At 59.6% G+C, this 21596-nt stretch carries 21 protein-coding genes, 1 tRNA gene and 2 pseudogenes; 10 read left to right on the top strand and 14 right to left on the bottom strand.

What is annotated here, in order from left to right; translation table 11 throughout:
- Window positions 1-3 precede the first annotated feature (3 nt).
- The 9 genes from sctS to ACP7CZ_RS10490 are packed head-to-tail and all read right to left on the bottom strand — an operon-like array spanning window position 4 to window position 8254.
- Window positions 4-267 (bottom strand): type III secretion system export apparatus subunit SctS, encoded by a 264-nt coding sequence (gene sctS, locus ACP7CZ_RS10530; RefSeq protein WP_034128097.1) that lies wholly within the window; start codon window positions 265-267, stop codon window positions 4-6.
- A gap of 7 nt (window positions 268-274) precedes the next feature.
- Window positions 275-931: a type III secretion system export apparatus subunit SctR gene (sctR, locus tag ACP7CZ_RS10525; protein ID WP_294152280.1), complete on the bottom strand. Its 657-nt coding sequence runs from the start codon at window positions 929-931 to the stop codon at window positions 275-277.
- Window positions 928-1941 (bottom strand): FliM/FliN family flagellar motor switch protein, encoded by a 1014-nt coding sequence (locus ACP7CZ_RS10520; RefSeq protein ID WP_089041408.1) that lies wholly within the window; start codon window positions 1939-1941, stop codon window positions 928-930. The genes sctR and ACP7CZ_RS10520 overlap by 4 nt, the downstream gene beginning before the upstream one ends.
- A gap of 2 nt (window positions 1942-1943) precedes the next feature.
- A complete protein-coding gene (locus ACP7CZ_RS10515; protein WP_054921804.1) occupies window positions 1944-2399 on the bottom strand; it encodes a type III secretion system HrpP C-terminal domain-containing protein in 456 nt (151 codons plus the stop codon).
- The gene (sctO, locus tag ACP7CZ_RS10510; protein ID WP_054921802.1) at window positions 2396-2824 is read right to left on the bottom strand and encodes a type III secretion system stalk subunit SctO; all 429 of its coding nucleotides are present in this window, start codon (window positions 2822-2824) and stop codon (window positions 2396-2398) included. Before sctO ends, ACP7CZ_RS10515 begins: the two co-directional genes overlap by 4 nt.
- Window positions 2811-4169 (bottom strand): FliI/YscN family ATPase, encoded by a 1359-nt coding sequence (locus tag ACP7CZ_RS10505; RefSeq protein ID WP_034128102.1) that lies wholly within the window; start codon window positions 4167-4169, stop codon window positions 2811-2813. The genes sctO and ACP7CZ_RS10505 overlap by 14 nt, the downstream gene beginning before the upstream one ends.
- Complete coding sequence (locus ACP7CZ_RS10500; protein WP_294152290.1) at window positions 4166-5071, bottom strand: FHA domain-containing protein; 906 nt, start codon at window positions 5069-5071, stop codon at window positions 4166-4168. The genes ACP7CZ_RS10505 and ACP7CZ_RS10500 overlap by 4 nt, the downstream gene beginning before the upstream one ends.
- 37 nt (window positions 5072-5108) lie before the next feature.
- Window positions 5109-7202 carry a type III secretion system export apparatus subunit SctV gene (gene sctV / locus ACP7CZ_RS10495; RefSeq protein ID WP_072446975.1) on the bottom strand — a complete coding sequence of 698 codons (2094 nt, stop codon included), beginning with the start codon at window positions 7200-7202 and terminating at the stop codon, window positions 5109-5111.
- A complete protein-coding gene (locus tag ACP7CZ_RS10490; protein ID WP_181125409.1) occupies window positions 7199-8254 on the bottom strand; it encodes a TyeA family type III secretion system gatekeeper subunit in 1056 nt (351 codons plus the stop codon). The genes sctV and ACP7CZ_RS10490 overlap by 4 nt, the downstream gene beginning before the upstream one ends.
- 263 nt (window positions 8255-8517) lie before the next feature.
- Here ACP7CZ_RS10490 and ACP7CZ_RS10485 point away from each other — a divergent pair, with 263 nt between their 5' ends.
- From ACP7CZ_RS10485 to ACP7CZ_RS10460, 6 genes are all read left to right on the top strand, one after another.
- A complete protein-coding gene (locus ACP7CZ_RS10485; RefSeq protein ID WP_054897146.1) occupies window positions 8518-9069 on the top strand; it encodes an RNA polymerase sigma factor in 552 nt (183 codons plus the stop codon).
- A gap of 235 nt (window positions 9070-9304) precedes the next feature.
- Window positions 9305-9381: transfer RNA gene (locus tag ACP7CZ_RS10480), tRNA-Met, on the top strand.
- Window positions 9382-9509: 128 nt separating this feature from the next.
- The gene (locus ACP7CZ_RS10475; protein WP_034128107.1) at window positions 9510-10289 is read left to right on the top strand and encodes a PhzF family phenazine biosynthesis protein; all 780 of its coding nucleotides are present in this window, start codon (window positions 9510-9512) and stop codon (window positions 10287-10289) included.
- 38 nt (window positions 10290-10327) lie between these two features.
- Entirely contained in the window at window positions 10328-12157 is a 1830-nt protein-coding gene (ggt, locus tag ACP7CZ_RS10470; protein ID WP_294152297.1) for a gamma-glutamyltransferase, read from the top strand.
- Between the two features lie 194 nt (window positions 12158-12351).
- Window positions 12352-12672, top strand: coding sequence for a hypothetical protein (locus tag ACP7CZ_RS10465; protein WP_019817026.1), 321 nt, complete (start codon window positions 12352-12354; stop codon window positions 12670-12672).
- The gene (locus ACP7CZ_RS10460) at window positions 12659-12973 is read left to right on the top strand and encodes a helix-turn-helix domain-containing protein (protein ID WP_019817027.1); all 315 of its coding nucleotides are present in this window, start codon (window positions 12659-12661) and stop codon (window positions 12971-12973) included. The genes ACP7CZ_RS10465 and ACP7CZ_RS10460 overlap by 14 nt, the downstream gene beginning before the upstream one ends.
- Window positions 12974-12995: 22 nt before the next feature.
- On the opposite strand, the gene ddlA is transcribed toward ACP7CZ_RS10460, so the two are convergent.
- On the bottom strand, window positions 12996-14093 hold the full coding sequence (gene ddlA, locus ACP7CZ_RS10455; RefSeq protein ID WP_073845001.1) for a D-alanine--D-alanine ligase: 1098 nt from the start codon (window positions 14091-14093) through the stop codon (window positions 12996-12998).
- Window positions 14094-14255: 162 nt separating this feature from the next.
- Here ddlA and ACP7CZ_RS10450 point away from each other — a divergent pair, with 162 nt between their 5' ends.
- Window positions 14256-15065 (top strand): AraC family transcriptional regulator, encoded by an 810-nt coding sequence (locus tag ACP7CZ_RS10450; protein ID WP_034128111.1) that lies wholly within the window; start codon window positions 14256-14258, stop codon window positions 15063-15065.
- 139 nt (window positions 15066-15204) lie between these two features.
- On the opposite strand, the gene ACP7CZ_RS10445 is transcribed toward ACP7CZ_RS10450, so the two are convergent.
- From ACP7CZ_RS10445 to ACP7CZ_RS10430, 4 genes and pseudogenes are all read right to left on the bottom strand, one after another.
- A complete protein-coding gene (locus ACP7CZ_RS10445; RefSeq protein ID WP_034128112.1) occupies window positions 15205-15780 on the bottom strand; it encodes a flavin reductase family protein in 576 nt (191 codons plus the stop codon).
- A gap of 60 nt (window positions 15781-15840) precedes the next feature.
- Window positions 15841-16272, bottom strand: a pseudogene (locus ACP7CZ_RS10440) (methyl-accepting chemotaxis protein); the annotation flags it as partial.
- Window positions 16273-16380: 108 nt separating this feature from the next.
- Window positions 16381-17067, bottom strand: a pseudogene (locus ACP7CZ_RS10435) (PAS domain-containing protein); the annotation flags it as partial.
- 186 nt (window positions 17068-17253) lie between these two features.
- Entirely contained in the window at window positions 17254-17586 is a 333-nt protein-coding gene (locus tag ACP7CZ_RS10430) for a DUF2790 domain-containing protein (RefSeq protein WP_014716799.1), read from the bottom strand.
- Window positions 17587-17812: 226 nt separating this feature from the next.
- Here ACP7CZ_RS10430 and ACP7CZ_RS10425 point away from each other — a divergent pair, with 226 nt between their 5' ends.
- The 3 genes from ACP7CZ_RS10425 to ACP7CZ_RS10415 all read left to right on the top strand — a co-directional run bounded on the left by ACP7CZ_RS10425 (window position 17813) and on the right by ACP7CZ_RS10415 (window position 21531).
- Window positions 17813-19132 carry an OprD family porin gene (locus tag ACP7CZ_RS10425; protein ID WP_054921782.1) on the top strand — a complete coding sequence of 440 codons (1320 nt, stop codon included), beginning with the start codon at window positions 17813-17815 and terminating at the stop codon, window positions 19130-19132.
- 336 nt (window positions 19133-19468) lie between these two features.
- The gene (locus ACP7CZ_RS10420) at window positions 19469-20143 is read left to right on the top strand and encodes a heavy metal response regulator transcription factor (protein ID WP_032893695.1); all 675 of its coding nucleotides are present in this window, start codon (window positions 19469-19471) and stop codon (window positions 20141-20143) included.
- Window positions 20140-21531 (top strand): heavy metal sensor histidine kinase, encoded by a 1392-nt coding sequence (locus ACP7CZ_RS10415; protein ID WP_054897166.1) that lies wholly within the window; start codon window positions 20140-20142, stop codon window positions 21529-21531. The genes ACP7CZ_RS10420 and ACP7CZ_RS10415 overlap by 4 nt, the downstream gene beginning before the upstream one ends.
- The last annotated feature ends 65 nt before the right edge of the window (window positions 21532-21596 follow it).

Below are 21596 nucleotides of genomic sequence, written 5' to 3'. Positions count from 1 at the left end.
ACCTCAGTGCAGGGCCGATCGACCGATCATGTCAAAGGTCAAGTTCATCAACTGGATCAACTCCACACCGATCCAGCGACCGGTCATGATCAGGGTGATCCCCACTGCCACCAGCTTGATACCGAAGGGCAACGTCTGGTCCTGTACCTGCATCAGCGCCTGCACCAGGGAGGTCATGACCCCCACCACCACCGCCACGATCAGCGGCGGCGCCGTCAGCATGACTACCAGCAACATGCCCTGCTTGAACAGTACGATGGGTTCCATAGGTCACTCAGAGATAGGAAAAGAACAGGCTGTCGAGCAACCGCGACCACCCGGAGACCATCACGAACAAGAGCAATTTGAGCGGCAGGGAAATGGTCATGGGCGAGACCATTTGCATACCCAAAGCCAAGAGGAGATTGGAAACGATCAGGTCAATCACGATGAAAGGGATATAGATCAGGAAGCCGATTTCGAACCCCGCCTGCAACTGTGACAGCACAAAGCCCGGCGCCAGCAGGATCAGGTCCTCACGTTGGACCTCCTGCGCCATCTGCGCCGGCCACATGCGCATGGCATTTTCCAACAGGTGGGTAAGAATATCCGGGTCACTGTTGCGCAGCATGAAGGTGCGCAATGGTTTGATCGCCTCCATTCCCGTCTGTTGGAGTGCGCCTACGCTGGTCAGGTCCAGGGGCGACACCTTGACGATCTCGGCCATCTCATAGCCTACAGGCGCCATGATGAACAGGGTTGCCGCCAGGGCAATACCATTGATGGCCATGCCCGGAGGCACCTGCTGCACACCGATGGCATTGCGGGTGATCATCAGCACAATCACGATCTTCAGGAACGCCGTGCAGACGACCAACAGCATGGGCATCAACGACAGTGCCCCAAGAAATATTGCCAGGACGACCGGATCTATTCCCTGGAAACTATTCATCGAGAAAAGATCACGCGAGACATCTGCAGCCCCAGTCGCCCGTCCACTTCAACCAACTGGCCCAGGCCGAGGGGGCGGTCGCCGTAATAGAGACCGGCAGTGCCGGGGGCATAGCCGGCAACCCCCAACACCGCGCCGGGCGCAAGGTTGCGTAATTCGCCGAGGGTCAGGTTCAGCGTACCGCACCGTACATTGAGCGCCATGCTCAGCTCGTCGAATGGTTCATGCCCGAACACATCCATCACCGCTGTTTCATCCTCATGCTCTGAGTAGGGCTGTGTTGCAAAATCCTCATCCACAAACATATCCTCGATAGAAGTAAGGGTCAGGCGCATCGGCCCGGATTCAGCGTCGATCCAGCCCACCAGGCGCTGTTTGCCAACCTGCACGTGGCCGGTTCCCGACGCACTGAAAAAGGCTCGCTCAAGCACCAGCACGTCACCAGCCCGCAAGCCGCGCAGCTGGTGCATGGACAACCGCAGGTGCCCAAGCGTTACGTCAACCGCCAGCCGAAACTGCGCCGGCATCGGCTCAGCCCTGGATCGCCACGGCCCCGCCTTGCATAGCGCCAGAAAGCTCTCGACAGACAGCCACAGATAGCCCGCCACGCGAGAGGCCCCAAGCGTCACGCAGAGTCGACAACCAAAGTTCATGGGGCGAGCGCCTGGCAGCAAACGCAGGTACCCAAACAACGCCTGCACCTCAGGGCTCAGATGATGCTGGAACAACTCCCAGAACCAGGCGTCCGGATCATTCCCGGCCGGCTCGAGCGTCACGGGGCATTCACCCATCAAGCTGAACTGTGGTCCTGGCTCACTGAAGGCCAAGACGCCACAGGCGGTTTCGAAGCAGAGCGGCTGGATGCCCACAGGAGCAGTACCAGGCTCCATTCTCAACTCGCCACTCGACCCAGCGACCTCGAACGGCATACACAACCCTTGCCCCAAGCGCTGCCGGGCAACCGCAATATCGGTTTTGAATCTGGGAAGTATCAAAGGTGGCAGCATCATGCCTACGTCGATTTTGCCAGATACAAACTGACAGGCTGGCGCAGGCTCTGCGCCAACCGTTGCTCACATTGTTGGCGTACACCACTGAGCCAGTGCACCGTATTGTCTTGCTCTGCATGCAGCTCGACATTCCAGCCCCCCTGCTCCCGGCGGATACTGGCGTTGATCCGCCCCAGGCGGCCCAGGTGAAAAACAGCCATCAACGGCCATTGCGAACCAACGAGCATTCGCGGCGCCAACTGCTCGGTCAGTGCCCCGATCATGGCGACATCGCCCGAGGCTTTGATTCCGTTCAGAGACGCTCCATACCCCCCGCTGTCCTGGCCACCATCGTCAAACAACCGGGCGAACAATCGCCCTTGCTCCCAAGGCACCAGGGCACCGAATTCAGGTGCACGATCATCGCGAGACTCGCGCGGACGCTGACGTTCAGGCGGACTAACTGAAACCTGTTTCATATCGGCTCCTGCCTCAGTAACTCAGATAACTCTTGTATTTTTTCTACCTGGCGCAAGCACAAGGTGACGTGTTTCTGCGCCTGGCCGACCCGTGCAGCCCGCTCTTGCTGCTGCTCTTGGAGTTGCAACAATTGGCCTTCTTCACGCCGGGTACCCGCCGATAATTGCCGCTCCTTGGCACTCCAGTTTTTCAGCGCCTTGAACGTCACCACCTGCCCCTGGTGCTGACTCAACAGCTGCGCGCATTGCCGGGCCTCTTCCAGGCGGGTTTGCTCGAGGATTTCCTGCGCTTCCCGGATATGCGCGACCAGCGCTTGCTGCGCCCTTTTTGCCTCACGCAGCGCACGCTCGGCGCGGTCTGCACGGTGTCGGCGCAAACGTCGCAGGGTATCGATTTCAGCCGGTAACACTTCAGAATGGGACATGGGCGGTCAGCTCAGCCAATTGGTCCATGGTGGCGGCAAGCGGCGAAGGTTCGCGCAAGTCCTGGCGCAGAAAGCCATCTACCGCCTGCCGACTGTCAACAGCCAGGTCGGTGAGTGCATCGTTGCCGGGCTGATATTCCCCCAACTTGAGCATCAGCTCGATCTGCTGGTAAGCCGACAGCAAGCGTCGTAGCGCCGTGCCGGCACGGATATGCACGGGCTCGGCAACATTGCTTAGAATCCGCGAAAGGCTGGCCAGGACATCGACCGCCGGGTAATGGCCGCGCTCGGCCAGCTTGCGCGACAGGACGATATGACCGTCGAGCAGAGAGCGCACCTCATCCGCTACCGGATCGTTCATGGAGTCCTGTTCGATCAACACTGTATAGATGGCCGTGATCACGCCTTCACGGGTCAAGCCGGCACGCTCCACCAGACGTGGCAGCAAACTGTAGACCGACGGCGGCAGACCACCGCGCCCCAAGGGTTCACCGGCAGCCAGGCCGATTTCACGTTGGGCCCTGGCAAAACGGGTCAGAGAGTCGATCAGCAACAGCACCCTCTGGCCCTTGCGCCGGAAACCTTCGGCCAGCGCAGTTGCCGTGAACGCAGCACGCGCGCGCTCCATGCTTGAGCGGTCGGAGGTTGCACACACCAACACGGCCTTGGCACGCAACTGCTCATCCAGTTCATGATCGAGAAACTCGCGCAGTTCCCGGCCCCGCTCCCCGATGAGACCGAATACGATCACATCGCACTCCACGTTACGGGCGATTTCGGCCAACAAGGTGGTCTTGCCACAACCGGCTCCGGCAAACAGCCCGACACGCTGGCCCTCCCCCAGAGTCATCAGGCCATCAATCGAGCGCACCCCCGTAGCCAGTGCGCGGTTGATCCGCGGCCGTTCGGTAGGAAGAGGCGCCTCGCATAACACTGTGGTCGCCCCAGGGGTGTCCGCTTCCACGAACGCGCTCACACCATCGCCCGCAATCGGGCGGCCAAAACCATCCAGCACCTGCCCCAACAACTCATCACCGACCCGGACCTGATGCGGAACCCCCAACCGCTCGACGCTGGCGCCTACACGCACGCCTTCAAGGTTGCCCAGGGCACTGAGCACCGCATCGCGCTGATCGAACCCGATGATCTCGGCGAGCATGTAGTCGCCCGGCCCTTTTTCGACTTTGCATAGGTCACCAATACGTGCCTGCGGCAACCGGCACTGCAGCAGCATGCCGTTCACGCGCTGGATACGACCGAGCATTGTCACCGGCGCGAAACTGCTCAACGCCTGTGACTGGTTCAGTTGCCAGGCCTCCAGACGCTCCTGCAGCGACCCCTTCACCAGCCCACCTCATAGCGTTGCTCGCCGTCAAAAACCACTTTGCTGTTATCGATCAAAACCAGGCGCAGGCCATCCACTTCATCACCCACGAATAAGCGGCTTCCTTCCTCCAGCACCACGTGGCCATTCGGGCCACCCACTATCTGCGAGATCTTGAACGGTAGCCTGCCTTCGCGTACCCGTACGCGACTGAGCACCGGCACCACAGTGTCGAATTGCTCGGCAAAACGGTCGAGCATGCGCGCAATCAGTTCCACTTCATCCTGGGAAACAACACCATTGAGGGCAATCTGACCATTGACGATCTGCAAGCTGACGCGCTGGAGCAATTCACGTTCGTTGAGCATCTTCATGAGTTGCTGACGCACCTCAACGGGTGAGTCCAACCCGGGTTTCTGAATGACCGCCGGCATCAGCGATGCCTGGGCCTCACGCTCACCGCTGAAGATAATGCCGACCGCAGCGATGATCACGGCGCATAGCAGAACCAGGCTGACCAAGCGTTTTTGCTGCAACAAGGGAATGGAAGACAGCGTCAGCGGCAATGGCGCCTGGGGCAAGGGCTCCGTTGCCGGCCGGGGCGGCTTGAGCACCGATGCCTGCCGCCAAGGATGATCGGCAGGGCAGACACACAAGCTGACGGGGCCAATCATAAACGGCGTGTCGAGTGCCAGATCGCCGATCTGCGCCAACATTTGCCCATCGCCGTTTTTCAGCAGCCCCGCTTCAGCCTGCACCGACCAGCGCCCTTCGAGCAATAGCAGGCGCGCGTGGTGCTCGGCGATACCGGGATCATCCAGCAAGAGATCAGCGTCCGCGTTGGCGCCAAGGCTCCACTGCTCACCAAACAGAGGCAGCGCGGCCCCTTGATGCAAACCATCCAACACTCGGAGTTCGAACATCAGTACGTCCCCCCGTACTCTGCAAGTAGCGCTGTGTTCATGCCAATGTCCCGTGCATCAACTCATCCTGGCCAAGGTCAAAACGCCCCAGCACCTTGACCTTGGAAGTGCTCCCCAGCTCGGCGAAAGACAACACCGGCACATGGTTGAACTCCTCAAGCAACAAGGTGCGCAAGGGGCTGCGCAAATCCTGCGCCACCAACAACACACTTTTTATTTTTGCCCGTGCGCTGAAGGCCTGGTTGAGCAGGTTGACCAGCGCAGCGCTATTATCGCCGTCGAGTGCAAAGAACACCCCGGTCTGGGTCTGGCGCAGCGCCTCGCGCAGGATGTTTTCGGTATGCGGTGACAACAGCCAGGCATGCAGCCCATCGGCCTCGCTGTACTGGTGGTAGATCTGCGACTTGAGGGCAATGCGCGCATAGTCAGCCAGTGCTTCCGGCTCGCGTTCGTGCTGGCCGTATTCGATCAGCGATTCGACAATCAACCTCACGGCGCGCAGCGGAACCCCTTCGCTGGCCAGGCGTTGCAGCACCGCCGAAAAGCGCGAGATCGGCATGATGCGTTGCAGTTCCTGCACCAGCTCGGGTTGGTTGTTCTCAAGCCAACTGAGGATCGACTTGCTCTCTTGAATCCCCAGGAACTGCGGCCCGCTGAGCATCATCGCCTTCTTCATGCGGTCGACGATCAGGCTCGTCGCCGTGAAGCGCTCCAACTGCGTGTCATTGAGCAGTGGGTCGTCGGGTGGCAGCCAGAGCCAATCCTGTTCATTGCGCTCGGCCAATCCCGGTACGCCATGCTCAGGCTCAACCGTCAGGGCGCTGCGCTCCACGGCAACGTGCTGGACCACCGACGCCTTGACCATGGGTACCTCATGGACGCAGAAGCGCATTTCATCATCGTCCAGCGAGTCATCGATCTCGACTTCAAACGGCGGCAACGTCAGGCCAATATTGGCAACCAGGGAATTTCGAACCTGACGGATTCCGTGAATAAGATCGGTAACCTCAGGCGTGCCGCGCAAAGCCGAGGGAAACTGCAGCAGATAGGGCCGGGACGGATCAAACCCGCGCAGATCCTCTTTGCCATTTTCTTCAGGCCGCACGGCTTCGACGGCTTCGGCTTCTGGCTGCGCTTCACGTCGGCGCCGACGGTCGAGGTAATAACCCAAGGCGCCGGTCATCATCGCCAGCAGAATAAACACCAGGGTCGGCATGCCAGGCACGATCGCAAACACCAGCATGGCCACCGAGGCGATCATCCAGCTCTTGGGCTCACTGGTCATCTGGCGTGCGATCTCGGCGCCCATGTTCGTGATGCCCTTGCGCCCTTCCGGCGCCACGCGGGTAATGATCATGCCGGCGGTGAGAGAGATCAACAGCGCCGGAATCTGCGCAATCAGACCATCGCCAATCGTCAGCACCGAATACAGCGCCATTGAATCGGCGGCGCTCAAGCCGTGCTGGAACATACCTGTGGAGAAGCCGCCCAACAGGTTGACCACAACGATGATCAACCCCGCGATGGCATCCCCCTTGACGAATTTCATGGCACCATCCATGGCCCCGAACAGCTGACTCTCGCGGGACAACTGCTCACGCTTGTCCCGCGCTTGCACGCCGTCAATCAAGCCGGCACGCAAGTCACTGTCGATGGACATCTGCTTGCCCGGCATTGCGTCCAGGCTGAAGCGCGCCGCCACTTCGGCAACCCGCTCAGAGCCCTTGGTGATCACTAGAAAGTTGACCAGGGTCAGGATCAGAAAGATCACCATCCCAACAGCCAGGTTGCCGCCCACTACGAAATTGCCGAAGGCCTCAACGATATCGCCGGCGTCCTGTTCGAGCAGGATCAAGCGCGTCGTTGCGATCGACAACGCCAGGCGGAACATGGTGGTCAGCAACAAAATCGACGGGAAGGAAGAGAACGCCAAAGGCCCGGGCAAGTAAAGCGCGAGCATGATCAACAGGCAGGCAATACAGATATTCAGCGCAATCAGAATGTCCACCAGCCAGGTAGGCAGCGGCACGATGAAAATGAACACAATGGCCATGATCACCACCGCGCCCAAGACCTCGGCACGCTGCGCCACCTTGAGCAGTACACCGTTGAGGGTGGACAGCACGCTCACGCCAGGATAGTCGAATTAGGAAAACCAGGGCGTATGCGTTCGAGGCGAGCAAGCTCGTCCATCACCAGCAGAAAATTGTGCAGCGCCTCTTGGCGTGATTTGCTATCCGGCCACAAGGCCTCGGGCAACTTTTGAAACAGCTTATAAAGCGCATTGAGAGACACGAGTTTTGATGTGCTGGCCCCCATATCTTCAGCCAGGCGCATGACTTCATTTGTCACGATGCCGGTGTCTGCATAACCCAGCATGCGTCGCAGCAGGCTTACCGCATTCATTTCGATTGCAAGGTTCTGAATCAGCTCACGACAGCTGCATAACACCCCGCTCAATGCGCCACATTTGCCCAGTCCTGTCAGCAAGGTGCGCAACATTGCCGTAGGGACGGAGGACACATGGGCGGCAATGTCGGCCGTCAGGGCGCTGGACATCATTTTCAACCCATGTGCAAAACGGTCGTCACTGTAGATGCCGAGCAGCGCGTGCATCATGGTCGCCAGGGATTGCCGTGTCACCACACTGGCGTAATAGAGCGCGCGCAGCGCCTGGAGCTCTTCTGGATCGCCACTCTTCTTATGCAAGGCCATGGCAATATTCAGGCCCGCCTGGATCTCCCCTTTGAAGCGGATCTCCAGCTTGGCAATTGCATCCCGCGCCAGGTCGGCTTCGGAGTTGCGCACGTCGGCCTCGGCCTGCCCGCACACCGCCTTGAGTACCACGAAGGTGCGCGCCGGATCACCGCCAGTGAGCTCCAGCAATGTATCGATGCTGGGTTGCGTGAGTAATTTCTGCCTGATTCGACGTACTACCGCGGCAAAGCTTTCCTGGGCCGGATGCCCCAACTGCTCATAGAGCTGCGCGAGCACCTGGACAGGAGGCACACGCACGTCAATTACACGCTTATCCAACGTACGACTGCTGGATTCCACCTCCTGACTGAAGTGCAGAGAAAGATCATCGACACCTTGGCCTGGCTCAGGTTTGGCGGCCGGGCTAGCGGTGGGGAGTTCCACCCGCGGGGTCATTGGCACTTCGTTGGTAGATTCGACTTTCATGGGCAGGCCAGTACAGGAAGAGAGTGTCCATATGTGGTCAGGCCCGCCCAGATGGTTCCACTGAAACTCACTCATCCAACAAGATGAAAAAACCCGCACAGGTCCCTGGTGCCTTTTGCAAATTGCTGCACAAAACCACCACGACCATAACGTATTTATTTATATAAATCATATGGTTACACAATGATTCTCCTTTGGCACAGGCAGTGCAAAAGAGGTAACCGCCGAAACTATTTCGACTGCGTCTACCTTAAGGAAAAATCATGAATATCCCTATTGAAGCCCTCGTTCACCTTGGTGGCAGTTCGCCTCAATTCATGCTCCATCTGACAGACGATCAACAGAAAAAACTTCGCCGTTTCATTCACAAACGGGTCCTGAACCCGGAAGACGCGGATGATCTTTTGCAATTGACTTACCTGGAGGCCTGGCGCAATCGCGAACGTTTCAGTGGTACCGCGACACTCAGTACCTGGATGTGCGGCATCGCGCAGAACCTGATCCGCAATCACTTCCGGCGCCTGTATGCCAAGCCTGCACATTGCGAATTCGACGAGTCGCTGTGGCATGGCCATGAAGAAAACCACAGCCTGGACTGGGAGTTCGAAGTCAACCGGCGCTTGGAAAATACCCTGAGTGCGATTGACCACTTGCCGACCGAGATGCGCAGAACACTGTACGCCTCGCTGGAAACCGACGGCAGTTACCAGGACACCGCCGATGTACTGGACATTCCTATCGGCACCGTGCGCTCGCGCTTGTCACGGGCCCGCGAACAGCTCAAGCGCGTCACCCACCCCCCACTGCATCGGTAAGTTGAGTTAGCCAGTCACGTGTTGGGCGACAGGGATATCTGCCCAACATTGTCGGACATGGCCTGCGAGTAAATCTTCGAAGACGCCAAGCGCTTCCACTCCCCTCATCCACAACGCATTCGTCACCGCCCGTCGCCAAAACCAGGGCTTTGGCTTAAACAGTTGAAAGCGTAGAAAAAAATTCAATAAAAACGCTTGACGCATTGCCGTTCCAAGCGAATAATGCGCGCCACTTGGCTACATAGCTCAGTTGGTTAGAGCATAGCATTCATAATGCTGGGGTCCGGGGTTCAAGTCCCTGTGTAGCCACCAAGTACTAAAAACGGCTTACCGAAAGGTAGGCCGTTTTTTTATGCGCGCAAAAAACTCCCTAACTGTATTTTGACGCCCCCCTACCCCACTGTTAGTGTCCAGCCTCCCCTGAACACGGAGTGCCCCCGATGCAACTGGACATCTACCAAGTCGACGCTTTCAGCCACCATCCCTTCGGCGGCAACCCGGCAGCAGTGTGCCCGCTCACCGAGTGGCTGCCCGACGAGCAACTGCAGCAGATCGCGGCCGAGAATAATCTTTCGGAAACCGCGTTCTTTGTACCCCGTGGCGAGTTCTATGAGTTGCGCTGGCTCACGCCGGAAGTTGAGGTGGACCTGTGCGGCCATGCCACGTTGGCAGCCGCGTGGGTATTGATCCACAAATTGGCGGACGCCCCGCAGGTTCTGCGCTTTGCCACCCGTAGCGGCGAGTTGCGGGTAACGCGCAACGGCGATGAGCTGGCGATGGATTTTCCGGCAAAGAAACCCGAACGCTGCGAGCCGCCCCACGGCATGTTGAGTGCCCTGGGGCTTGAAACCGCCGAGGTGTTTGGCACCGACGACTATATTGTGCTGGTGGAAGATGAAGCGCAGGTAGCGACCCTCGCACCGGACTTTGCGCGACTCAAAGGCCTGCCTAAACGCGGTATTGCGGTGACCGCCAAGAGCACGCGGTTTGATTTTGTCTCGCGCTGGTTCGGCCCGAATGTGGGCGTCAATGAAGACCCGGTTACCGGCTCGGCGCACACCTCGCTGGCACCGTTCTGGGCCGAGCGCCTGGGCAAGCCGCAATTGAGCGCCGAACAAGGCGGCCAGCGTAAGGGCCAGTTGCGCTGTGAACTCCAGGGTGACCGGGTGATTATTTCCGGCAAGGCCGTGCTGTACATGCAAGGCACGATTTACCTGTAAAAAACGCAGTAGCCCAAGGACCACAGCACCTTCTCAACATGAACGGAGTTCAGCGCGTGTTTTTGATTTCCCGCCGCAGCCTGACAGTCATCGCCGCAACCCTGGCCCTCGCAGCCTGCCACACGCCCGTCAACGAACAGCCTCCGGCGCCAGAGCTGGGTTCGGGCTATCGCACCGACCTGAGCACCCGCCACGCCGAGCGCCATATGGCCGCCGCCGCCAACCCATTGGCCGCTGAAGCCGGGCGTGAAATGCTGCGTCAAGGCGGCTCAGCCATTGATGCGGCGATTGCCATGCAAGCGGTATTGACTCTGGTGGAACCGCAGTCGTCCGGCATCGGCGGCGGTGCATTCATCATGCTGTGGGATGGACAACAGGTGCAGGCTTATGACGGCCGCGAAACAGCACCGGCCGGGGCGACAGAGCGTCTGTTCCTGAAGGCCGACGGTACGCCGATGGCGTTCACAGACGCGCAGATTGGCGGCCGCTCGGTGGGCACGCCTGGGGTATTGCGCGCCCTGGAGATGGCGCACAAAAAGAGCGGCCACCTGCAATGGGCCAAGCTGTTCGAGCCGGCAATTCGTCTGTCAGAGCAAGGCTTTGCCATTTCCCCACGCTTGCACAGCTTGATCGCCGCTGACCGCTTTATCGCGCAATCACCCGACATGGCGGCGTACTTCCTGAATGCCGACGGCTCGCCAAAAGCCACCGGTACACGATTGAAAAACCCGGCACTGGCCGCGGTGTTCAAGCGCATCGCCAAGGAAGGGCCGGATGCGCTATACCAAGGCCCGATTGCCGATGAAATCGCACGCAAGGTACAGGGCCATCGCAATGCCGGCAGCCTGTCCCAGGCCGACCTCAAGGGCTACACCGCCAAGCAGCGCGCACCGCTGTGCACCGACTACAAACAATGGAAGGTCTGCGGCATGCCACCGCCGTCCTCGGGCGGGATTGCCGTGGCGCAGATCCTGGGGACATTGCAGGCGCTGGAAACCCGCGACCCACGCCTGGCCATCGCCCCCATGACACCGGTCAAGAGTGTTTCGCCGGCCGGGCTTGAGCCGACACCCGAGGCCGTGCACCTGCTCGCCGAAGCCGGGCGCCTGGCCTTTGCCGACCGCGCGCTGTACGTGGCCGATGCAGACTTCACCCCCGTCCCGGTCGCCGGCCTCGTCGCGCCAGGTTACCTGGCACAACGCGCCACGCTGATCGGCGAGCGCAGCATGGGCATCGCCAAGCCCGGCCAACCCGCCGGTATTCAGGTGGCGTACGCACCAGACCGCTCGCCGCTGCGCATCTCCACCTCACAGGTAGTGGCGGTGGACGACCAGGGCGGCGCCGTGTCGATGACCACCACGGTTGAAGCGGCATTCGGCTCTCACGTGATGGTCCAGGGCTTTTTGCTCAACAACCAGATGACCGACTTCTCGTTCATCCCCGCAGAAAACGGCCAGCCTGTGGCCAACCGCGTACAACCGGGTAAACGCCCACGCTCGGCCATGGCGCCGACCCTGGTGTTCGACCGCAAGACAGGCGAACTGCTGGCTACCGTCGGCTCCCCCGGCGGCTCGCAGATCATCGAGTACGTGAGTAAATCCCTGGTGGCCATGCTCGACTGGAAGCTCGACCCGCAGGCGGCCATCAGCATGCCTAACTTCGGCAGTCGCAATGGTGCTACCGAGTTGGAAGCTGGGCTGTTCAGCCCGGCGCTGAAACAGGTGCTCAAGGACAAGGGCCACGCCCTGAGCGAGATCGAGATGACCAGCGGCGTGCAGGCCATCGTGCGCACACGGGATGCCCAGGGCAAGGTGACGCTCAGTGGTGGCGCTGACCCTCGGCGTGAAGGTGAGGCGTTGGGTGATTAAGGTGTTGATCTATCCGTACAGGCTTATAAAAAAAGACCTGCAACCTTACGCCTTAAATCCTACGCGGAGCGCCAAAACTCAAAGTGCCATGTCATCTTTTGCGATAAAAACCTTCTTGAGCAGCCCCATCTCACCTGCGATTTTCTGGCCCGCTCTTTCTTGCCAGAGGCTACGTCAAGGACGTAGAATTTCGCGTGTTCACTCTCATAGAATCCCCTCTCTTCAGCAGGCAATGGCCTGACTATTGGACTGAAGATGAAAAAGGTATCTTCATGGCGTTTCTCGCCAGCCATCCTGATGCTGGAAATGTCATTCCGCGCTCGGGAGGTTGCCGAAAGATACGCTGGAGCATGGAGGGCCGGGGTAAAAGTGGATCAGTGCGGGTCATCTACACCACACAACTGGAGTGCGGAGCAGTCGTCGCGCTACTGATTTATGGCAAGAGCGCCACGGAGAATATTCCGGCACATATCCTGTACAAAATCGCAAAGGAAATGAACCATGCCACTCACTGATAAAGAACTGAAGGAACGTGACGCCAAACGCAATATAGGCGAAGAACTACTCACAGCCATTCAGGATGTCAAAGCGGGACGTTACGGTGCCGTGCAGCACGTTGAGGTCACTCAGGCTGCCGAAGCAAGAAGCAAGACAGGGCTCTCACAACCCAAATTTGCCGAGCTTCTGGGCGTGTCAGTAAGAACCCTTCAAGAATGGGAGCAAGGGCGTCGCGCACCTTCCGGAGCAGCACGTTCGCTACTGCATATTGCGGCCATAAGGCCGGACGTTTTTCGCGAAGTACTCAGTAACGCCTGATCGCGTTACTGCTTCGGGCCAATCACTGGCGGTTGATCTTCAAGCCCTTGCGCCCCGCATGCCGCTCCAGCGCCAGCTCGATCAACCGGCTCACCAGCTCGCTGTAGCTCATGCCTGCCGCCTGCCACAGCTTGGGGTACATGCTGATGCGGGTAAAACCGGGCAGTGAGTTGATCTCGTTGATCAGCACTTCGCCGTCCTGCGTCAGGAACACATCCACCCGCGCCAACCCGGCGCAGCCCAACACTTCAAACGCCTCAATGGCCAGGCTGCGGATCCGCTCGCTGGCGTCATGACTGATCGCCGCCGGCACCACCACCTGGGCGGCCTGGCCATCGATGTATTTGCTGTCGTAGGAATAGAAACCACTGCTCACCACGATCTCGCCACAACCACTGGCGATGGGCTCGTCATTGCCCAGCACGGCGCATTCGATCTCACGGCCCTGGACGGCGGACTCCACCAGCACCTTCTCATCAAACCCCAACGCCAGTTCAACGGCAGCGCGGTATTCGGCTTCGCTGCCGACTTTGCTTACCCCCACCGACGAACCCTGGTTGGCGGGCTTGACGAACATCGGCACACCGAGCTTGCCAGCGGCCGTTTCAAATGAGGTGCGCGCCGCATTAGCTCGCGTAAGGGTGATGAACGGCGTGACCGCAATACCCGCGTCGCGCAGCAAGCGCTTGCTGATGTCTTTGTCCATGCACACCGCCGAGCCGAGCACGTCGGAACCGACGAAGGGCAAGTCCGCCATACGCAGCAAGCCTTGCAGGCAACCGTCTTCACCGAGGGTGCCGTGAACAATCGGGAAGATCACGTCGATGTGTTCCAGCATGCCCTGCCCGGAGGTTTCCACCACTTGCTGGCTGGCCTTGCCGGGCACCACGGCCAATTCACGGTTGGACTGGTTGAGGGCGATGAGTGCCGGGTTTTCCTGGTTGAGCAGAAAGTTCGAGGTGTCATTGAGGTGCCAGTGACCGGCCTTGTCGATACCGATCAAAACCGGCTCGAAGCGTGAGCGATCAAGGGCATCGACAATGTTGCGCGCCGATTGCAGCGAGACCTCATGCTCAGCCGAACGGCCACCAAAAATAATCCCTACCCGCACCTTGCTCATGACCCGGCCTCACTGTTGAAAGTAAGGCTTCTTACCATGGGTGGTTAGCGATTCGCTACCCGATGTGCATTGCCCCACACCTGCACAATCGTACAAGACCCCAGCAGACAATCGGTGCAGACTCAGTTAACGTGTTTCCACTTCCTTTTGTGACAAGTCACCATGGGCAACCCCATCCACTCCCTCGACTGGCTGCACCGCGCGCCCCACGCCAGTGGCCTTGACCGTATCGAGGCGTACTTTGCCGGCTTCGCCTTCGACCCTCATCGCCATGACACGTACGCCATAGGGCGCACGTTGTTCGGCGTACAGAGTTTTCATTATCGCGGCGGCACAACCCACAGCCTGCCCGGCACCACCATGGTGATCCACCCCGATGAAACCCATGACGGCCGTGCCGGCAGCGATGAAGGCTTCAAGTACCGGATGATCTATGTGGAGCCGGCGCTGATCCAGCAGATCCTCGGTGGGCAGCCGTTGCCGTTTATCCCCGGCGGCTTGTCCACCGACCCACGGCTGCACCGCGCCAGCGAAGTGTTGCTGCAAAGCCTGGATTGCCCGATTGACCCGATGCAAGAGCAAGATGCCCTGTTCGACCTGGCCCACGCGCTGAGCGCTGCGTCCGGGGCCATCATCCGCCGTAAATCCTTCGACTACATCGCGGCCGAACGCGCCCGTGAATTCATCCACAGCGCCCTGGGCCGCAGCATCACCCTGGATGAAATTGCCGACCACGCCGGCCGCGACCGGTGGGCGTTATCGCGGGATTTTCGTTTGTTATTCGGCACCAGCCCCTACCGCTACCTGACCATGCGCCGACTGGACCTGGTGCGCCACTTGTTGGCCCAGGGCCAATCGTTGGTGGATGCGGCGATGACCGCAGGCTTCACCGACCAAAGCCACATGACCCGCCAATTTCGCAGCACCTACGGCATGCCGCCATCGCGTTGGGTGAAAATGCTCGGACGCTGAGTACTGGGTTGGAATACGTTCAAACTGTGGGAGCTGGCTTGCCTGCGATGGCATCACCTCGGTACATCAGATACACCGAGGTGATGCCATCGCAGGCAAGCCAGCTCCCACAGTTGATCTTCGTGGCTTTGCGCCTCTGTCAGAGCTGGCGCCCGACAATCGGTTGGCCAATGGCCAGGAAATTCCCGCCCGCCACATGGTGCAACGTGCGCAGTTCATCATGCCCTTCAAAATGCCAGCGGCCCTCGCTGAATACCCGCTCATCAGCATAGGCCGCCACCACTTCGCCCAGAAACAGGTCATAGGCCTGCTGATTATGCGGCTCGGGCAGCAGGCGGCATTCCAGCCAAGCCACGCAGCCTTCCAGCATCGGCGCCTCGGTGTGCTCACCGCTGAAAGTGTGCAGGCCGTAGGCTGCGAATTTGTCGGTTTCAGCACCGCGGGTATTGCCCACCGTTTGCACCAGATCAGCTTGTGCGGCACAAGGCACTTGCAGTACGAAGGTGCCGGCGCCTTCAAGTAGCTGGCGGGTCCAGGTGGCCTTGTCGAGCACCACCGCGACTTTCGGTGGTTCGAAATCCAACGGCATGGCCCAGGCAGCGGCCATGATATTGCGCTGGCCGTTGTGGGCTGCACTCACCAACACGGTCGGCCCGTGGTTGAGCAAACGGTAAGCCTTGGACAATGGGACGGGGCGACGGAACGTAGGGCTCATGGTCGATCAGCTCTGCAAGCGAGAAAAGACCTACGATACCTCAAGCACAAGCCCGACAGGTCAGCTCGACAGCTGATTGGCAAACTGCCCGACCGCACTCACTACTTTTTGCGCACCGTCCTGAATCTCGACGATCACGGTACCCGCCTCCGCCGCCAGGGCCAGGCCCTGCTCGGCTTGCGCACGACCGTCGGCCATCAAGGCCACCGCGTCGCGGGCCATGTCCTGGTTCTGGCGCACCACACCAACAATTTCCTCGGTGGCTTTGCTGGTACGTGACGCCAATTGCCGTACTTCATCGGCCACCACCGCAAAGCCACGCCCCTGCTCACCGGCACGCGCCGCTTCGATGGCGGCGTTGAGCGCCAGCAGGTTGGTTTGCTCGGCAATGCCGCTGATGGTCTTGACGATGCTGCCGATCACTTGGGACTGGGCATTCAACGCCTCGATGCCTTCACCGGCCTGTTGCATGTGCTGGGCCAGGTCGCGCATAACGTCCACGGCCTGGGTGACCACGGTGGTGCCGCGCTGGGCGCTGTCGTCGGTTTGCAAAGAGGTGCTGTAGGCAATATTGGCGGCCTCGGCCACTGCCTGCTCGCGGTTGACCTGGTCAGTAATGACCGTGGCGAACTTGACCACTTTGTACAGCCGCTCATTGGCGTCCAGCACCGGGTTGTAGGTGGCCTCCAACCACACCAGGCGGCCGTGGCTGTCCACACGTTTGAAGCGCGCGGCGACGAACTCACCGGCGTTCAGGCGCTTCCAGAACTGTTGGTATTCGGCACTGTTGTATTCCTGTGGCTCACAGAACATACGGTGATGCTTGCCTTCGATCTGCGCCAGGCTGTATCCCATGGCGCCGAGGAAGCGGTCATTGGCGGTGAGTACATGCCCCTCCAGGTCGAACTCGATCAACGCGGTGGAACGCATCAGTGCAGTGATCAGGTTTTCATGTTCACGCGAGCTCTCGATGGTGCGGGTAAGGTCGCTGGAAAAAATCGAAAACTGCTTGATGCGCCCCTCCGAACTGCGCACCGGCTGCACGATTGAGCGCAACCAGGCTTCCTTGCCATTGCCGCGCATCAGGCGTACGGCGCCGGCAAAGTGTTCGCCGCGGGCCAGCGCGTGCTTGAAGCGCAGTTGGAACTCGTCCTGGCGCACATGTGCCGGCACCAGGTCTTCGATAGCACGCCCGACAATCTCGCCCAGCGAATAAGCCAGTTCCTGCAGGAAGTTGGCATTGGCCCACTCCACACGGCCTTCAGGGTCCAGTGTCAGGCAGAGCATTTCGCTTTCCAGGCTCTCTTTCACCTGGAGCAAGCTCGACAATTCTTCGCGCAGAGCGGTCAGCTCCTGCTTCAGGCGGGTATTGAACATGGGGCACCGTTAGGCAAGTGAGGTAGGTGTACTCACTTGCATCGGCGCTGCCGGGGTTTTCTGAAGAGCGCTTGAGCCCTGGGCCGAACTATATTTTCAACCGCCATTGTTACGGCATACGCCCATGACCTGATATTCCAGGGTATTGAGCTTGCCGCTGGAGTCTTCGTAGGTCATGCGCGACGGTACGGCGTTGCACGAGCGGATCGGCGGCGTCACGTTGACGACCTTGGCAATGTCCAGGTCCATGCCATAGCGGTACGCCTGGACCTCAGGCACCGGCTTGCCTTTTTTGATGGCGTACGCGGCCATGGCTTTCTCATTGCGCTCCATCATCAGGGCAAAGGTGCGGTCCCCACCCCCTTCGGCCAGTGCGCCAAATGACAACACAGCCGTTAATACAGCCAAACCTGCTTTATAAAAGTTCATCGCGATTTCCTCGACTGAAAAGTTCAGTGTCGAGATTAACCAACCCACCCTGACGGCAGGTTCACCAGAACATTACTTATTTGTTAGATGGTCGTTAGTTTCCAGAATTGTAATGTGCAAGCCATGCAGTTGTTATCCGCCATTTGCAACTATCAGCCAGGGCCAGATCAATAAAAACGCCCGCCTCTATAAGAAGCCGATAACTGCCATCACCGAGGAGCGCATCATGAGCATTCGTCATTACACCCTTCCCTTTTCACTGATGGCTGCACTGCCCATGGCCGCCATGGCAGTGGAGGACAAGCCCGAGGGTTTTATAGAGGGCAGCCGCATCAACGTGCTGGCACGCAACTTCTACTTCAACCGCGATGACCGCAAAGGCCAGTCCAGCCCCACTGGCAATGGTTACTCCGAAGCCTGGGCCCAGGGTTTCATCGGCAAATTCGAATCCGGTTTTACCCAGGGCACCGTGGGTTTTGGCCTGGACGCATTCGCCATGTACGGCCTCACACTTGACTCGGGCAGCGGCCGCAGCGGCGGCAAAGGCTCGTTCGGCGTGCTGCCGGTGAACAGCGACAACCAGCCGGAAAACAGCTACAGCAAAATCGGCGGCGCGGCGAAACTGCGCGTGCTGGACACCGTGATCAAGGCCGGCGACGTGTTCCCACTTACGCCGGTGGTGGCCTACGGCGACTCTCGCCTGTTGCCCGAGAGCTTTCGCGGCGTCACCCTGCAAAACACCAGTCTGGAAGGCTTGAGCCTGCAAGGCGGGCGCCTGAGCGGCATGAGCCAGCCCAGTGAAAGCGGCATGAACAAAGGCTTTGCCACCTTCTATGCAGGCAAGGTCGACTCGCCCTGGATCGCCTACTTCGGCGGTGACTACCAGCTCAACAGCCATCTGGGCTTTAGCCTGTACAGCAGCCGCTTGAAGGACGCCTGGGATCAGTACTACTTCGGCAGCAATGCCAATTACGCATTGACCGACGACGTGTCATTGTTCGGTGACTTCAACTACTACAAGGCCGTGGACGAAGGCCAGAAACGGCTCGGCGAGTTCGACAACAACATCTGGAGCGCCAGGCTCGGGGTCAAGGTCGGTGCCCACAGCGTGGCCGTGTCGCACCAGCGTAACAACGGCGACGATGACTTCGACTACCTGCGCCAATCAGACTCGATCTTCCTCAATAACTCGATCCAGTACAGCGACTTCAACGCGCCCAAGGAGCGCTCATGGATGGTGCGCTACGACCTGGACATGCAAGCGTTCGGCATTCCCGGCCTGTCGTTCATGACCCGCTACGGCAAAGGCACCGGCGCCGACTATAGCAACGCCAATGCCGTGTATATGCGCCGCGATGCAGCGGGTAACCCCTTGACCGATCAACGCCGCTGGGAACGGGATATCGAGGCCAAATACGTGGTGCAAAGTGGGCGTTTGAAGGATTTGTCCCTGCGCTTGCGCCAGGCCACCGTGCGCTCCAGTGCGTTTGAATCAGACCTGGAAGAAGTTCGTCTGATTGCCGAATACCCATTGGTCGTGCTGTAGCCCTTACATTCGCTCGCGATTAACTAACATCTGTTCACAAATAGCCAGTTATCAAAATTGTAATATTGGCCTCAGCTTCTCGTTAAGTGGAACTTTCTATACTCGCTTCAACTTATTCACCCGAGCACATTCATCTCTGAAGCTTTTGTGTAGCTCCTTTGGAAAGAGATGAATTTTTAACGCCCCGCTTGGGGCGTTTTTTTTGCCTGCGACACATGCGACCGACGGTCGCAGTTGACCCTAAAGCTACTTTAGCCTTCAGACTTTTCCCACTTCCGAACCCGCCGCCATAGGGACATGGGCGCCTTCTCTCCCCTAATTCAAGAGGTAACCCCCATGCGTATTCTTGTGGTTGAAGACGAGCAGAAAACCGCCGACTACCTGCAACAGGGCCTGAACGAAAGTGGCTACGTGGTCGACTGCGCCGCCAATGGTATCGACGGCCTGCACCTGGCCGGGCAACACGCCTATGAACTGGTGATTCTGGACGTGAACCTGCCGGGCAAGGATGGCTGGCAAGTACTGGAAGAATTGCGCCGCAACGGCACCCAGCGCGTGATGATGCTCACCGCCCGTGGCCGGCTGGCTGACAAGATCAAGGGCCTGGACATGGGCGCCGACGATTATCTGGTCAAGCCGTTCGAGTTTCCCGAACTGCTGGCCCGCGTGCGCACCCTGATGCGTCGCAGCGAACACATTCCACAGCCGGAAGTGTTCCGCGTCTCGGACCTGGAACTGGACCCGCGCCGCCACCGCGCTTATCGCGGCACCCGGCGCATCGACCTGACCACCAAGGAGTTCGCGCTGTTGCAAGTGCTCATGCGCCAGGCCGGCGAAGTGCTGACCCGCACACAGATTATTTCCTTGGTCTGGGACATGAATTTCGACTGCGACACCAACGTGGTCGAAGTCTCCATCAGCCGCCTGCGCGCCAAGGTGGATGACCAGAGCGAGGTCAAGCTGATCCACACTATTCGCGGCGTAGGCTACGTGCTGGAAGCGCGCCCATGAAGACCGGCAGCCTGTCGATGCGCCTGGGCCTGACGGTCAGCCTGATGGGCGCGGGCCTGGTGTTGCTGCTGGCGACCCTGGCCTACTTGGCCCTCACCCATGAGCTGGAAAAACTCGCGCGAAAAAACCTGGAAAGCAAGATGGAACAGATCCAGCACAGCCTGGCCCTGGGCCTGGACGCCCATGCCATCCGCGCCCGCCCGCACTCGCTGATGGACCTGGTGATCGGCCACGACAATTTCCACCTGACCATCGTCGGCACCGCGCCCGATAACAGCGTGCTGCTGAACGTCGGCAGCAAGCCCCAGGAACCACTGCTCACCGACTTCAAGCCACGGGAAACCCTGGGCTACCTCAATTGGGTCGACAGCTACGGCAACCAGGTACTCAGTGCCTCCAGCTTGATGCGCCTGGCCAACGGTGAACGTGTGCGGGTGCTGCTGTCCCTGGACCGCATGGACGACCAGGCATTGCTCAGTGCCTACCTGCGCGCCACGCTGATTGCGCTGCCGCTACTGCTGATACTGATTGGCATGGGCGCCTGGTGGCTGGTGCAACGGGGCCTGGCGCCGTTGAAGCAGTTCAGCCAGGTGGCGGCGAAAGTCACCACCCAGGACCTCACCCATCGCTTGTCTGTGGACAACCTGCCCCACGAACTGGGTGAACTCGCCCACGGCATCAACGTGATGCTCGACCGCCTGGATGCCGGTGTGCAGCAACTCTCGCAATTCTCCGATGACCTGGCCCACGAACTGCGCGCCCCCTTGACCAACCTGATGGGCAAGGCCCAGTTGACCCTGTCGCGCCAGCGCCCGCCGCAGGAATACAAGGCGGTGCTGGAATCCAACACCGAAGAACTCGAACGCCTGGCGCGAATTGTCAGCGACATGCTGTTTCTGGCGCAGGTCAGCCATCCGGCGGCGCGGGCCTCATTCACCGAGGTGTCCCTGGCCCAGGAAGCCCAGCGGGTAATGGAGTTGTTTGCCCTGAGCGCCGAAGATAAAGGCGTCACCCTGAGCCTGCGCGGCGATGCCTGGGTGACCGGCGACCGACTGATGATCCAGCGGGCGATTTCCAACTTGCTCTCCAATGCCATTCGCCACACACCCGAGGCCTCTACCGTGTTGCTGTTGGTGGAGACCTACGAGCAGAGCGTATCGCTGTCGGTGGGCAACCCGGGGCGAGGCATTGAAGCGCACCACCTGCCGCACCTGTTCGAACGTTTCTACCGCGCCGATAGCAGTCGTACCCGCGCCGAGGGCGGCACCGGGTTGGGGTTGGCCATTGTGAAGTCGATCATGCATTTGCATCAGGGCCATGCGCATGTCACCAGCCAGCTTGGGCGTTTTACGCGGTTCAGCCTGGTGTTTCCTTCAAAGCCAGCCTAGGCCCAATGTAGGAGCGAGCTTGCTCGCGAAAAACGTCAACGATAACGCGTGTTTCCTGAATAAAC

The sequence above is a fragment of the Pseudomonas sp. DWP2-2 genome (genome assembly GCF_049897065.1).
In the GTDB taxonomy this organism is placed as follows: domain Bacteria; phylum Pseudomonadota; class Gammaproteobacteria; order Pseudomonadales; family Pseudomonadaceae; genus Aquipseudomonas; species Aquipseudomonas paracarnis.
Note: the sequence above shows the minus strand (reverse complement) of the source record. Positions and strands in the feature narration are given on the sequence as shown.

What these genes read in the sequence shown, in the direction of transcription:
- sctS (WP_034128097.1), bottom strand. Translation starts at nt 267, where the DNA reads ATGGAACCCATCGTACTGTTCAAGCAGGGCATGTTGCTGGTAGTCATG.
- sctR (WP_294152280.1), bottom strand. Translation starts at nt 931, where the DNA reads ATGAATAGTTTCCAGGGAATAGATCCGGTCGTCCTGGCAATATTTCTT.
- ACP7CZ_RS10520 (WP_089041408.1), bottom strand. Translation starts at nt 1,941, where the DNA reads ATGATGCTGCCACCTTTGATACTTCCCAGATTCAAAACCGATATTGCG.
- ACP7CZ_RS10515 (WP_054921804.1), bottom strand. Translation starts at nt 2,399, where the DNA reads ATGAAACAGGTTTCAGTTAGTCCGCCTGAACGTCAGCGTCCGCGCGAG.
- sctO (WP_054921802.1), bottom strand. Translation starts at nt 2,824, where the DNA reads ATGTCCCATTCTGAAGTGTTACCGGCTGAAATCGATACCCTGCGACGT.
- ACP7CZ_RS10500 (WP_294152290.1), bottom strand. Translation starts at nt 5,071, where the DNA reads ATGTTCGAACTCCGAGTGTTGGATGGTTTGCATCAAGGGGCCGCGCTG.
- ACP7CZ_RS10490 (WP_181125409.1), bottom strand. Translation starts at nt 8,254, where the DNA reads ATGAAAGTCGAATCTACCAACGAAGTGCCAATGACCCCGCGGGTGGAA.
- ACP7CZ_RS10485 (WP_054897146.1), top strand. Translation starts at nt 8,518, where the DNA reads ATGAATATCCCTATTGAAGCCCTCGTTCACCTTGGTGGCAGTTCGCCT.
- ACP7CZ_RS10475 (WP_034128107.1), top strand. Translation starts at nt 9,510, where the DNA reads ATGCAACTGGACATCTACCAAGTCGACGCTTTCAGCCACCATCCCTTC.
- ggt (WP_294152297.1), top strand. Translation starts at nt 10,328, where the DNA reads ATGAACGGAGTTCAGCGCGTGTTTTTGATTTCCCGCCGCAGCCTGACA.
- ACP7CZ_RS10460 (WP_019817027.1), top strand. Translation starts at nt 12,659, where the DNA reads ATGCCACTCACTGATAAAGAACTGAAGGAACGTGACGCCAAACGCAAT.
- ddlA (WP_073845001.1), bottom strand. Translation starts at nt 14,093, where the DNA reads ATGAGCAAGGTGCGGGTAGGGATTATTTTTGGTGGCCGTTCGGCTGAG.
- ACP7CZ_RS10450 (WP_034128111.1), top strand. Translation starts at nt 14,256, where the DNA reads ATGGGCAACCCCATCCACTCCCTCGACTGGCTGCACCGCGCGCCCCAC.
- ACP7CZ_RS10445 (WP_034128112.1), bottom strand. Translation starts at nt 15,780, where the DNA reads ATGAGCCCTACGTTCCGTCGCCCCGTCCCATTGTCCAAGGCTTACCGT.
- ACP7CZ_RS10430 (WP_014716799.1), bottom strand. Translation starts at nt 17,586, where the DNA reads ATGAACTTTTATAAAGCAGGTTTGGCTGTATTAACGGCTGTGTTGTCA.
- ACP7CZ_RS10425 (WP_054921782.1), top strand. Translation starts at nt 17,813, where the DNA reads ATGAGCATTCGTCATTACACCCTTCCCTTTTCACTGATGGCTGCACTG.
- ACP7CZ_RS10420 (WP_032893695.1), top strand. Translation starts at nt 19,469, where the DNA reads ATGCGTATTCTTGTGGTTGAAGACGAGCAGAAAACCGCCGACTACCTG.
- ACP7CZ_RS10415 (WP_054897166.1), top strand. Translation starts at nt 20,140, where the DNA reads ATGAAGACCGGCAGCCTGTCGATGCGCCTGGGCCTGACGGTCAGCCTG.